General features: G+C 43.5%; 14 protein-coding genes. 11 read left to right on the top strand and 3 right to left on the bottom strand.

Annotated elements, in window-relative coordinates; translation table 11 throughout:
* Window positions 1-51 precede the first annotated feature (51 nt).
* The 8 genes from rocF to CP943_RS01260 all read left to right on the top strand — a co-directional run bounded on the left by rocF (window position 52) and on the right by CP943_RS01260 (window position 8,764).
* Window positions 52-966, top strand: a complete 915-nt coding sequence (rocF, locus tag CP943_RS01225) for an arginase (RefSeq protein WP_025810878.1) — start codon at window positions 52-54, stop codon at window positions 964-966.
* 223 nt (window positions 967-1,189) lie between these two features.
* The gene (gene sigW / locus CP943_RS01230; RefSeq protein WP_003178438.1) at window positions 1,190-1,753 is read left to right on the top strand and encodes an RNA polymerase sigma factor SigW; all 564 of its coding nucleotides are present in this window, start codon (window positions 1,190-1,192) and stop codon (window positions 1,751-1,753) included.
* 13 nt (window positions 1,754-1,766) lie between these two features.
* Window positions 1,767-2,387 carry an anti-sigma-W factor RsiW gene (rsiW, locus tag CP943_RS01235; RefSeq protein ID WP_023857683.1) on the top strand — a complete coding sequence of 207 codons (621 nt, stop codon included), beginning with the start codon at window positions 1,767-1,769 and terminating at the stop codon, window positions 2,385-2,387.
* A 165-nt stretch (window positions 2,388-2,552) separates the two neighbouring features.
* Window positions 2,553-3,374: a diadenylate cyclase CdaA gene (gene cdaA / locus CP943_RS01240; RefSeq protein ID WP_003178443.1), complete on the top strand. Its 822-nt coding sequence runs from the start codon at window positions 2,553-2,555 to the stop codon at window positions 3,372-3,374.
* On the top strand, window positions 3,367-4,683 hold the full coding sequence (locus tag CP943_RS01245; RefSeq protein ID WP_025810877.1) for a CdaR family protein: 1,317 nt from the start codon (window positions 3,367-3,369) through the stop codon (window positions 4,681-4,683). The genes cdaA and CP943_RS01245 overlap by 8 nt, the downstream gene beginning before the upstream one ends.
* A gap of 20 nt (window positions 4,684-4,703) precedes the next feature.
* On the top strand, window positions 4,704-6,050 hold the full coding sequence (glmM, locus tag CP943_RS01250) for a phosphoglucosamine mutase (RefSeq protein WP_105980635.1): 1,347 nt from the start codon (window positions 4,704-4,706) through the stop codon (window positions 6,048-6,050).
* A gap of 441 nt (window positions 6,051-6,491) precedes the next feature.
* Complete coding sequence (glmS, locus tag CP943_RS01255; protein WP_023857686.1) at window positions 6,492-8,294, top strand: glutamine--fructose-6-phosphate transaminase (isomerizing); 1,803 nt, start codon at window positions 6,492-6,494, stop codon at window positions 8,292-8,294.
* Window positions 8,295-8,443: 149 nt separating this feature from the next.
* Window positions 8,444-8,764, top strand: coding sequence for a hypothetical protein (locus CP943_RS01260; RefSeq protein WP_025810876.1), 321 nt, complete (start codon window positions 8,444-8,446; stop codon window positions 8,762-8,764).
* A 139-nt stretch (window positions 8,765-8,903) separates the two neighbouring features.
* Here the strand turns inward: CP943_RS01260 and CP943_RS01265 are convergent, their stop codons facing one another.
* Genes CP943_RS01265 through CP943_RS01275 form a run of 3 tightly spaced genes read right to left on the bottom strand, consistent with a single transcriptional unit; the run spans window position 8,904 to window position 10,751 of the window.
* Window positions 8,904-9,512, bottom strand: coding sequence for an ABC-2 transporter permease (locus CP943_RS01265; protein WP_103750382.1), 609 nt, complete (start codon window positions 9,510-9,512; stop codon window positions 8,904-8,906).
* Window positions 9,493-10,374, bottom strand: a complete 882-nt coding sequence (locus CP943_RS01270; RefSeq protein ID WP_035337445.1) for an ABC transporter ATP-binding protein — start codon at window positions 10,372-10,374, stop codon at window positions 9,493-9,495. The genes CP943_RS01265 and CP943_RS01270 overlap by 20 nt, the downstream gene beginning before the upstream one ends.
* Window positions 10,374-10,751 (bottom strand): GntR family transcriptional regulator, encoded by a 378-nt coding sequence (locus tag CP943_RS01275; protein WP_023857690.1) that lies wholly within the window; start codon window positions 10,749-10,751, stop codon window positions 10,374-10,376. The genes CP943_RS01270 and CP943_RS01275 overlap by 1 nt, the downstream gene beginning before the upstream one ends.
* A 159-nt stretch (window positions 10,752-10,910) precedes the next feature.
* On the opposite strand from CP943_RS01275, the gene CP943_RS01280 reads away from it, so the two are divergent.
* The 3 genes from CP943_RS01280 (at window position 10,911) to CP943_RS01290 (ending at window position 12,576) form a co-directional block, all read left to right on the top strand.
* Window positions 10,911-11,267: a DUF4870 domain-containing protein gene (locus CP943_RS01280; RefSeq protein ID WP_025810874.1), complete on the top strand. Its 357-nt coding sequence runs from the start codon at window positions 10,911-10,913 to the stop codon at window positions 11,265-11,267.
* On the top strand, window positions 11,257-11,991 hold the full coding sequence (locus tag CP943_RS01285) for a MerR family transcriptional regulator (RefSeq protein ID WP_023857692.1): 735 nt from the start codon (window positions 11,257-11,259) through the stop codon (window positions 11,989-11,991). The genes CP943_RS01280 and CP943_RS01285 overlap by 11 nt, the downstream gene beginning before the upstream one ends.
* 90 nt (window positions 11,992-12,081) lie before the next feature.
* Window positions 12,082-12,576 (top strand): small multi-drug export protein, encoded by a 495-nt coding sequence (locus tag CP943_RS01290; protein WP_023857693.1) that lies wholly within the window; start codon window positions 12,082-12,084, stop codon window positions 12,574-12,576.
* Window positions 12,577-12,791: the final 215 nt, after the last annotated feature.

A 12,791-nucleotide genomic window follows, 5' to 3' on the forward strand; every position in this document is an offset into this window, starting at 1 on the left:
AGTCAATTCCGAATTGGAAGGTACAATGAAGGTCTGAAAGGGGGATATCATATGTTAAAACAGCAGATTTCAATGATCGGCGTACCGATGGATCTCGGTCAGCTGAGGCGGGGAGTCGATATGGGACCGAGCGCGATTCGCTGTGCCGGTGTTAATGAACGGTTGGAAAGCCTTTGTCAGGATATTGAAGACCTCGGCGATATGACAATCGGGCAAAGAGAGGATGAGAAAGAAGGCGGGGAGCCGGCATCTGAAGAGCTGAGAAACTTGAAAGCGATTACAAAAGCGAGTGCAAAACTTGCTGAGACCGTTGATAAGATCGTGGCTTCAGGTGCTTTTCCGCTCGTGCTGGGCGGTGACCACAGCATAGCGATCGGAACGCTAGCCGGCCTTGTGAAGCATTATCAAAACCTGGGTGTGATCTGGTATGATGCCCATGCTGATTTAAATACGAAAGAAACGTCTCCTTCAGGCAATATTCACGGCATGCCGCTCGCCATCAGCCTGGGGATCGGCCATGAAGGGCTGACAGGCATCTATGGAAAAGAAACGAAAATTAAAGCGGAGAACATCGTCATCATCGGTGCGAGGTCACTTGATGACGGGGAAAAAGAATTGATTCGCGACAAAGGGATCAAAGTGTATACAATGCATGAAATCGACCGCCTCGGTATGACGAGGGTGATGGAAGAAACGATAGACTATTTGCGCGGCAGAACGGACGGTGTCCATCTGTCACTCGATTTAGACGCGCTTGATCCGAACGATGCCCCGGGTGTCGGAACCCCGGTAGCGGGAGGCATCAGCTACAGGGAAAGCCACCTGGCGATGGAAATGCTGGAAGAATCGAAGCTGATTACGTCCGCTGAGTTTGTCGAAGTCAACCCGATATTGGATGAGAAAAACAGGACGGCTGAAGCGGCAGTCGCCTTAATGGGGTCGCTGTTTGGCGAAAAGCTGCTTTAGGTGCGGTTGAAGAGCGGCCTTAGGCTGCTTTTTTTATAAAAAAGTCTCAGTTTCATAATATTTAGATTGTATAATAATTTTAAGCTAATATTAAGCGCATGATCCCTGTCAAAGCATCTACACCCTGCCAAAAATTTGATAAACTATTTTTATGAATTTAATGAAACCTTATAAAAATCAATTCGTATACATAAAGACCGGTGAAGGCAGAGGTTAGATAAATATGGAAACAATGATTAAAAAAAGAATCAAACAGGTGAAAAAAGGCGATCGTAATGCATTTGCAGACATCGTGGATATTTACAAAGACAAAATTTATCAGCTTTGCTACCGTATGCTCGGCAATGCGCATGAGGCGGAAGATATTGCGCAGGAAGCGTTTATCAGAGCATACGTGAATATCGACAGTTTTGATATCAACCGGAAATTTTCCACATGGCTTTATCGAATCGCAACCAATTTGACCATCGATCGTATCCGTAAAAAAAAGCCGGACTATTACTTGGATGCAGAGGTGGCGGGGACTGAAGGACTGACGATGTATTCCCAGGTTGCGGCGGATGTTGCGCTTCCAGAGGATGAAGTGGTTTCTTTGGAGCTGCACAGCACCATCCAGGAAAAAATCTTAAGGCTTCCCGATAAATACAGGACGGTCATCGTATTAAAGTACATTGATGAGCTCTCACTCATTGAGATCAGTGAAATCCTTAATATTCCCGTAGGTACGGTGAAAACGAGGATACACAGGGGCAGAGAGGCTCTCAGAAAACAATTAAGGGATCTTTAAGTGGGGTGATGAAATGAGCTGTCCGGAGCATATTGTTCAGCTTATGCATAAATACCTTGACGGAGACATACTACCGGAAGATGAATCGCAATTAAAAGAGCACCTCCAATCATGCGAAGACTGCAAAAAGCACCTTCATGAAATGGAAAAATCCATCGCTCTTGTCCAGAGCACGTCACATCTTACAGCTCCGGCGAACTTTACAGCCGATGTGCTGGCGAATCTGCCGAAGGAAAAGCGAACGGCATCGATCAACAGGTGGCTTAAAGCCCATCCGTTTTTAGTGGCGGCAGCTTTGTTTATCATTTTGATGGGCGGCAGCTTTTTCTCCAGCTGGAAAAACGATCAGGATTTCAGCGTATCCAGCCAGCCCAATCTCGTAGTGAAAAACAACACGGTCATCGTACCTGAAGGCAAAGTTGTCAAAGGCGATGTGACCGTGAAAAACGGAAAGCTGATTATAGAAGGCAAAGTCGACGGCGATGTCACGATTGTTAATGGCGAAAAATATACGGCTTCAGCAGGACAAGTCACTGGTCAGATCCATGAGATCAACGAAGTGTTCGACTGGATGTGGTATAAGATTAAATCGACCGGAAAATCGGTTTTTGACATGAAGGAGTCTAAAGAGTAGAGCAAAGCGGGCGAATGAGCTTTGCTCTTTTTTTATGAGGGGCCGCCATTTCACTTGGAAAATCAATTTGTGCTATAATAGCGTCTGTATATGTAAAAATAATAGATCATACCATTTTGAAACATATTAACCTTACTAATGACTGAATTCTTGGAGGACGAGGAAATGGCTTTTGAGGATATCCCTTTCTTGCAGTACCTCGGCGATGCCGTTGATATTCTCCTTGTTTGGTACGTAATATATAAATTAATGATGGTCATCCGCGGGACAAAGGCGGTTCAGCTTTTAAAGGGAATCGTGGTCATTGTTCTCGTCAGGCTGGCCAGTCAATATTTAGGATTAAGCACCCTGCAGTGGCTGGTTGACCAGGCGATCACATGGGGGTTCCTGGCGATCATTATCATCTTCCAGCCTGAATTGAGGAGAGCGCTGGAACAGCTGGGGCGGGGGCGCTTTTTTTCGAGGAGCGGAACACCTGAGGAAGAGCAGCAGCAGAAAACGATTGATGCGATTACAAAAGCGATTAAATATATGGCGAAACGCCGGATTGGCGCGCTTCTGACGATTGAACGGGAGACGGGAATGGGCGATTACATAGAAACGGGGATCCCTTTAAATGCAAAGGTCAGCTCTGAGCTATTGATCAACATCTTTATTCCGAATACACCGCTTCATGACGGCGCCGTAATTATGAAAAATGATGAGGTTGCTGCAGCCGCCTGCTACCTTCCGCTTTCTGAAAGCCCTTTTATTTCAAAAGAGCTTGGGACGAGGCACAGAGCAGCAGTGGGAATCAGTGAAGTGACCGACAGTCTGACGGTTGTCGTATCCGAAGAAACGGGCGGCATCAGCGTCGCCAAAAACGGAGACCTTCACCGTGATTTATCGGAAGAGGCATTGAAAAACATGCTTGAAGCGGAATTCAAGAAAAATTCGCGAGAAACTTCCTCAAATCGCTGGTATTGGAGGGCGAAGAAAAATGGATAAGTTCTTAAACAATCCCTGGGCTGTCAAAGTAGTCGCATTATTATTCGCGTTTCTTCTTTACTTTGCGGTCCACAGCGCTCAAGCGCCGACTCCGAAGAAACCAGGTGAATCGTTTTTCCCGACATCGACGACAGACGAAGCGACGCTCACCGATATACCGGTCAAATCGTTTTATGATGATGAAAACTACGTCGTAACAGGCGTGCCGCAGACGGTGAATGTCACGATTAAAGGCCCGACAGGAACCGTCAAGAAGGTCAGACAAGTGAAGGATTTTGAGATTTATGCCGATATGCAGCATCTGAAAACAGGCAGGCACAAAGTCGAGCTGAAGGCCAGAAATGTTGCCGAAGGCCTCACTCTGACCATCAATCCATCGGTGACAACCGTGACCATCGAAGAAAAAACGACGAAGGAATTCCCGGTCGAGGTTGATTTTTATAATAAAAACAAAATGAAAGACGGCTACACGCCGGAGCTGCCGATTATCAACCCGAAAAACGTCAGCGTCACCGGCTCAAAAGCCGTGATCGACAGAATCCAAAACATCAAGGCGACGATCAATTTAGAGGGCGTCGACCAGACGGTTGAAAAAGAAGCCAAGCTAACAGTGTACGACAGGGACGGAAATGTTCTTCCGGTTGAAGTCAGTCCATCCGTCGTTAAAATCACCGTTCCCGTGACAAGCCCTAGCAAAAAGATTCCCGTCAAAGTTGACCGGAAAGGGAGCCTTCCGGACGGTATCAGCATTTCCAGCCTCGATATCAGTCCGGGAGAGGTAACCGTCTACGGGCCGCAAAATGTTCTTGATTCGTTAGAATTTGTCGAGGCCGATGAGGTTGATTTAAGTAAAATGAAAGATGACACTGAGTTGGAAGCCAACATTAAAGTGCCGGACGGCGCTAAAAAAGTGTCACCCGAAAAAGTGAAAATCAAGGTGAAAGTTGACAAGGAAGAAGAGAAAAAACTGAAGAACGTTTCAATTAAAACCGCGGGGCTGAATGACAGCCGGGATCTTGAATTTCTCGATCCGAAGTCAGGCAAGCTGGATATCACGGCAAAGGGCTCGACAGCCGCGATCGAAAAACTCCAGCCTTCCGACGTCGAGCTCTATGTCAATGTGGCGGATCTCGATGACGGCGAGCATAACGTGAAGCTGGAAGTAAACGGACCGCAGAACATGACATGGTCGCTGCCGCGGCAGAGCATTCGAGTGAAAATCTCATCTCAAACAACCCAAAACGAAAAAAATAATGGTCAGAATGAAGAAGAAGAGAATCATTCTGAAAAGGATTCACAACCTTCATGAATCAAAAAGGAGCGATATTAATGGGCAAGTATTTTGGTACAGACGGTGTAAGAGGCGTGGCAAACAGTGAACTTACACCCGAGCTGGCCTTTAAAGTCGGACGCTTTGGCGGATATGTCCTAACAAAAGATAAGGAGCGCCCCAAGGTGCTGATCGGCCGTGATACGCGCATTTCCGGGCATATGCTGGAAGGTGCCCTTGTTGCGGGCCTTCTTTCGATAGGAGCAGAAGTCATGCGTCTCGGTGTGATTTCGACGCCCGGCGTCGCATATTTGACGAAGGCTATGGACGCGGAAGCGGGCGTAATGATTTCAGCTTCCCACAACCCTGTCGAAGACAATGGAATTAAGTTTTTCGGCGGCGACGGATTTAAGCTTTCCGATGAGCAGGAGCTTGAAATCGAGCGTCTGATGGATCAGCCTGAAGATCACCTGCCAAGGCCTGTAGGCGCTGATCTGGGTATGGTGAACGACTACTTTGAAGGCGGACAGAAATATTTGCAGTTTCTTAAGCAGTCTGCTGATGAAGACTTCACAGGCATTCATGTCGCACTTGACTGTGCGCACGGGGCGACATCTTCGCTGGCGACCCACCTGTTTGCCGATCTTGACGCAGATGTATCAACGATGGGGACTTCTCCGAACGGATTAAACATCAATGACGGAGTCGGCTCGACCCACCCTGAAGCCCTGGCCGAATTTGTGAAAGAAAAGGGAGCTGACGTCGGCATGGCGTTTGACGGGGATGGCGACCGCTTGATCGCTGTTGACGAAAAGGGGAATATCGTAGACGGCGATCAAATCATGTACATATGTTCGAAGTACTTGAAGAGCGAGGGGCGCCTGGCGGACAATACAGTTGTCTCTACGGTGATGAGCAACCTCGGCTTTTACAAAGCGCTTGAAGCGGAAGGCATTAAAAGCGTTCAGACAGCTGTCGGCGACCGCTATGTAGTGGAAGCGATGAAAAAGGACGGGTTTACTTTCGGCGGAGAACAGTCGGGACATCTGATTTTCCTTGATTACAATACGACAGGCGACGGCCTGCTTTCTGCGATCATGCTGATGAACACGATCAAAATGACAGGTAAGTCTTTGTCAGAGCTTGCGGCAGAGATGCAGAAGTTTCCGCAGCTCCTCTTGAACGTGAAAGTAACCGATAAACATAAAGTAGCGGAGAACGAAAAGGTAAAAGCGGTCATCGAAGAGGTTGAGAAGGAAATGAACGGTGACGGCCGCATCCTTGTGCGCCCGTCCGGCACCGAGCCGCTTGTCCGTGTTATGGCTGAGGCGAAAACGAAGGAGCTTTGCGAGAAATACGTAGGCCGCATTGTAGATGTCGTGAAAGCTGAAATGGGAGCGGAGTGATTTTCCGCAGAAGACTGACGAACGAGACATGCTGATTTGACATAAGATAAAGGGAACCGTTCAATCTTGGAAAAAATGTGAACCATTTTGAAAAATGTTTGACGGTTCCTTTAGTGTATAGTAAAATCAGCTTGTCTTGTTTAATTTAAAAGGAAAGGCAGGGCAGAACCATTTTTTATAGTTATAGCGCCCGGACTAAGCGTGCGGATGAAACAGCTTAGTTGACGAGGATGGAGGTTTATCGAATTTTCGGCGGATGCCTCCCGGCTGACCACAAGATCACAGCCGCAAGGATTTCCTCAAACCAAAGAGGCGACTCTTTGAACAAAGGGAAATCGCATGATCTTCCATAAAAAACATGTAGGAGGGGACGAAGAATGTCCCCGCCTGATAAGCAGACTTTCTTCGTCTCCTGCCTGCGACTTTAGGAGGAAGAAAATTATGTGTGGTATTGTAGGTTATATTGGCCAGCTTGATGCAAAGGAAATTTTACTTAAAGGTTTGGAAAAGCTGGAGTATCGCGGCTACGATTCAGCTGGAATCGCTGTAGCGAACGAAGACGGCGTACACGTGTTTAAAGAAAAAGGACGGATTGCCGATCTTCGCGAAGTCGTTGATGCAAATGTGATATCGCAAGCGGGAATCGGACACACACGCTGGGCGACTCACGGGGAACCGAGCCGTCTAAACGCTCACCCGCATCAAAGCGCATCAGGCCGATTTACACTTGTTCATAACGGCGTCATCGAAAACTATGTTCAGCTGACGCGCGAATATTTACAAGATGTAACCCTTAAAAGTGATACGGATACAGAGGTTGTCGTTCAAGTGATCGAGCAATTCGTCAATAACGGTCTTGACACGGAAGAAGCGTTCCGCCAAACGCTTATGCTGCTCAAAGGCTCTTATGCGATTGCATTATTCGATCATGAAAACAAAGAAACAATCTATGTTGCGAAAAATAAAAGCCCGCTTCTTGTCGGCCTTGGAGACAATTTCAATGTGATCGCGTCTGACGCGATGGCGATGCTTCAAGTGACAAACGAATACGTGGAGCTTATGGATAAAGAAATGGTGATTGTCACAGACAAAAAAGTTGTGATCAAAAACCTTGACGGAGAATTGATGTCACGTGCCTCATATATTGCAGAGCTTGATGCGAGCGATATCGAAAAAGGCACATACCCTCACTACATGTTAAAAGAAATCGATGAACAGCCGCTTGTCATGCGGAAAATCATTCAGACGTACCAAGATGAAAACGGCAAGCTTTCCATTCCTGGAGACATTGCAAATGCTGTTGCAGAAGCGGATCGCGTCTATATCATCGCCTGCGGAACGAGCTATCATGCCGGTCTTGTCGGCAAGCAATTTATCGAAACATGGGCGAAAGTTCCGGCTGAAGTCCATGTCGCAAGTGAATTCTCTTACAATATGCCATTGCTTTCCGAGAAGCCGCTGTTTATCTTTATTTCTCAAAGCGGAGAAACGGCTGACAGCCGCGCGGTTCTCGTACAGGTTAAAAAGCTCGGACACAAAGCGCTGACATTGACCAACGTACCGGGATCCACGCTTTCCCGTGAAGCGGACTACACGCTTTTACTGAATGCCGGCCCGGAAATCGCGGTAGCGTCAACAAAAGCATATACGGCGCAAATCGCAGTTCTCGCTATTTTGGCAGCTGTGACTGCGGAAACCCGCGGCAAAGCACTCGGCTTTGATCTTGTTAAAGAGCTCGGCATCATCGGAAACGCGATGGAAGCCCTTTGCGACCAGAAAGACGAAATGGAAATGATCGCGCGCGAATATTTGACAGTAACACGCAATGCTTTCTTCATCGGCCGCGGCCTCGACTATTTCGTCTGCCTCGAAGGATCCTTGAAGCTGAAAGAGATTTCTTACATTCAAGCTGAAGGCTTCGCCGGCGGTGAATTGAAGCACGGTACAATCGCATTGATCGAAGACGGCACACCAGTCATTGCCCTTGCGACACAGGAGCACGTCAATTTAAGCATCCGTGGAAATGTCAAAGAAGTGACAGCCCGCGGCGCCAACCCTTGCGTGATCTCCTTGAAAGGCCTGGAAGAAGCAGACGACCGCTTCGTCCTGCCTGAAGTGCATCCGGAGCTCGCACCGCTCGTCTCCGTCATCCCGCTGCAGCTGATCGCATACTACGCAGCGCTGCACCGCGGCTGTGACGTTGATAAGCCACGGAACTTGGCGAAGAGTGTGACGGTGGAGTAAGGAGACGTTTGAAATAATAGTTTGTACCCCTCTTGGATTGGATGATCCGGAGGGGTATTTTTGTGTTTGAAAGAGAAATAAGTCTTATCAAAAATCGAACTCTGGTAGTCTGAAAGTGCGCTAGATTATAATTGAAAGGATGTGTAACCATGAACAACGAGACGTACATTGAAGTCAACAGAACATCGCAGTTGATGAATAAAATGAGAAAATTCTCAGTGCTGATTGATGGTGTCGAGGCTGGGAAAATCAAAGATGGCGGGAGGCTGCGAATTGATTTGGAGCCTGGCGAACATGAGATCCAAGTGAAAATTGATTGGTGTGTAAGCCAAACTTTGAGGTTTACGTTAGATGAAGGAGAAGCTTTAAAGTTTAGATGCGGAAGTCCGGTTCGTGGATGGAAGATGTTCTTCGGACTTTTTTATGTATTGGCCGATCCAGAGAAGTATTCGTTTATTGAGCAGGAATAGGCGGTTGCAAGCAGCTTTGGTCTGCATCATCGCCATCATACGCTGCACCGTAACAACCTGACGAAAAGTGTGACGGTGCAGTTTTTTATCCGCAGATGAACATGAAGCGGTGTCAATGAAAGAAAAAGCCTCATCCTTTTTAAAACACCTTATTTCTATAAATCCGAATCGACAGAAGCCATGAACATCCGTACAGCGTAATAATTGATATGGCAACGATCAGATATAGCAGAGCATTTTGTAAGGTTAGAAGCATGTGAATCAACTCTCTAATTTGATCGTTCAAATTTTGGACAACAAAATTAACCGTTAGCATATACAAGCCAAATGCAACAATAGAAGCAGTCAACAAATAGTTACTTTTGAATTTATAACAGAATGGCAGCATGAATGAAGCAGCTGTCATCACAATAGCGACCATTAGCAAAATGTCTTTCCAGATCGTAAGTTCCCGGTGAATGATAAAGTTTACGATCAATATGGCTGCAGCCACCATAGATGTAAAGAGAACGACGACAATATACTTTGAACTGACAATTTCTTTTCGTGTATAAGGCAAAGAATTGAGAAGCATATGTATAGAAGACTTTTCATCTATTGACATGGCATTCATAAAAATAGCAATACTAAATGCAATTCCAACCCAGATGGGAGAAACGTCTAATGTTAAATAAACACATAACCCCAAAAACAAAACTGCCAATGTTTTTTTCTGCAAGACAATGTCCTTACGTATTAAGTTGAACATGCTCTTTAGCTCCTTTCTTCGTATAAAACATGATATCTTCCAGAGTCGGTTTTTCAATTAACACCATATCCCCAAAAAGGTTTTCTGTTCGTGATTTATTCGCAGTCAATGCTTCAAATCCATGAGTTGATTTTCGAACCGCTATAAACTCCTGTTCGGTCTCCCGGTCTAACAACTCCATGCCGCCTTTTACAATTGCATATTGTTCTTCAATCTCGTAAAAGTCCTTTGTAAAGATATGCTCTCCTTTATGAATGAACGTGATATAATCTGCAATCTTATCTAAATCAGTTGTTATATGAGTTGAAAAAAAGATCGTCTTATCCCCATCTTGCATGAGCTGATGCAAGATTTCCAACAGCTCACGGCGGAAAATCGGGTCCAGTCCGGCCGTCGGTTCATCCATAATAATTAGTTCCGCATGATGGGACAAAGCGACGGCTAATGATGCTTTCATCATCATCCCTTTTGAGAACGTCTTGATTTTTTTAGTGAGCGGCAAGTTAAATGTGTTCACATAATCATTGAATACTTGTTCATCCCAATTGACATAGGATCTTTTCACAATATCTTTCATTTCAGTCAATGTTAAATGTTCATAAAATATGTTCGAATCAAATACAAAGCCAATTCGTTGTTTGATTTCTTTCTCATGCTCCTTGTAATTCAAGCCAAATACCGTAATCGTTCCGCTGTCAGGCTGCAATAAGTTCATGATCAGTTTAATCGTTGTCGATTTCCCCACGCCATTTCCGCCGATAAATCCGGTGACAAAACCTTTTTTTACATTCATTGAAAAGTCCTTTAGTTGAAAACCATCGAACGATTTATGAACATGCCGGAGTTCAATTACATTGTCCATCATTCTTCCTCCTGATATAAAATGGTAAGCAAATCTTTTAATTCTGTAAGGGGAACGCCAATGTCTTTGCTGTTTTTTATCGCTGCTGTCAACTGCTCTTCAATTGCTTTCATTTTTCCTTCTTTCATCATTTCGTTATTCTGATCTGATACAAAAGAGCCTTTCCCGACTACGGAATAAATGAAGGCATTCTTCTCAAGTTCTTCATAGGCGCGCTTTGACGTAATAAGGCTGACATTTAGATCTTTTGCCAATTGGCGCATAGAAGGCAGCGGCTGTCCAGGCTTCAATTCATCGGCAAGAATATGATCCTTAATTTGGGTGTAAATTTGTTCATAAATGGGTTGCTTTGAACGATTCGAAATTATAATTTTCATTTCAAAACCTCTTTTATTTATACACAATATATACAATATGTACAATATACACAAAAATTGCCTGAATGGCAACGATTTTTTGTACTGAAATTTTCTTGATACTCTACTCACGTCACCTTTTACACTTATATTGAAGAATAGATAGGAAAGGTGACTAAAATGGATGAAGAGCCATCAAAAAAAGCAATCTTTTCAGTACAATTAATGCTTGGAATTTCACTTATTCTTGGAGTTATACCTCCCCTTATTATGTTTTTAATTTCAAGAAAGAAAGACTTATATTACGGTGAATCAAGTCGCAAAGCACTTAACTTTCATTTGACGATTTTCCCATTGTTTGTAATTGGTAGTTTTCTGCCTTCATGGGTTAAGTACGTTATATTGGCTATAGAAACATTAATAATCATGTATGCTATTATTCGAATAGCTTTTCAAAAACCATATTATTATCCAGCCATTCCTTACATTAAAAGTAAAGATGAAAATATAGAAAAGAGGTATTCGCATGTCAAATAATATGTTGACAATCGGACAATTGGCTAAACGAACAGGAGTTTCTATAAGAACACTTAGGTATTACGATAAAATTGGTTTGCTAATACCAACCGACTACAAAGAAGGAGGACACCGACTTTATAGCCTTGATGAACTCTCACGTTTACAACAAATACAATCTCTTAAATTCATAGGCTTTTCACTTAAAGACATCGCAGATTTATTAAAATCGCAATTTATAGAAGAACAGCAACTTAGCTATTCAATTTCATTCAAAAAAAGAGAACTTATTGCAGAACAAGAAAGAATTCGTCAAACGATTGATCAGTTGGATCATATGAAAACTATTATCTCAGGGTATGAAAAGGTAGATATAAAATTATTCAGCTTTATTATTCACTCTATTCTTTTTGAAGAGGAAAATTTTAATGAATATAGTCAAGCTAAAGGTTCTATTCACAATTTTAGAAGCAGTGAAAGAGCTAATTTAGATAAAGAGTACTTTTCATTGTTTATGGATTTGAAGGAACTTATAGCAAACGAAACAAATCCTGAATCCGATGAAGCATTAAAATTTATCAAACAGTTGGTAGATATTTCTAACCGAACGTTATTAAAGATTGATACAGCAGAAATAGAATCAACGGTTCAATATAATGAACCCAATATACTCAATCCCTTCACGGAAGAAGAAAGAGCCTTTCTTAAAAATGCTTTTGCTTATATGTCAAAGTTACAAGAATGATTAATTGAAAAAGAGTACACCCAATGGCTAAAGAAAAAAATTGGCGCTCCCACTTTCTGTGTATAAAGCTTATTTACGGAGGTTTTAGTTTTGGTTCAAGAAATTTTCCAAAGGGTAGAAGAAGTCAATATTATTTATCAATTTATAGCAGTATTTATAATTGGATTTGTGCCTTTCCTTGAGGCTTTCGTAGCTGTACCAATCGGAATACTTTTAGGCCTACCATTTATTCTCGTAGTTTTAGTGGGGGCTACCGCTAACTGGCTGTCTGTTATGGCTGTAATAGTATTTTCTTCTTTTATGAGATCTTGGTTTTCCAAAAAAGAAAAGAATAACACTGATCATTACATTAACAGACGTTTTCAAAAAGCAAAGTCATACTTCAATAAGTACGGAGTTCCCGGGATCTCACTTTTGGGTCCTATAATAGGAACAAATCACATTGGAGCATTGGTATGTATAATAGCGAAAGCAAATAAAAAAAGGATCATCGTTTGGCAAACTGTCAGTATAGTTATGTGGGCTGCGGGAACTGGAGTTCTGTTAATTTTCGGAGTTGATATCTACAATAATATAAAGAACTAGAATATACTCAATACACCAAATTTTATAATTCTCGATTTGGAAGAGGGTATCGCTTTTTGTTAGAAATATTATCTTATCCTTCACTCCGTCCAAAGTGTGGTGCTATTGCAAACTTATATAAGTATGGCAACTAACAATTATTTTTCGATCTAAAAACGTATGCGTGTTGGTATTCATGTCAAACGCCAACGGTAAAAAGGTAGGGAATGTGTCGT

It is taken from the genome of Bacillus paralicheniformis (assembly GCF_002993925.1).
Taxonomy (GTDB): domain Bacteria; phylum Bacillota; class Bacilli; order Bacillales; family Bacillaceae; genus Bacillus; species Bacillus paralicheniformis.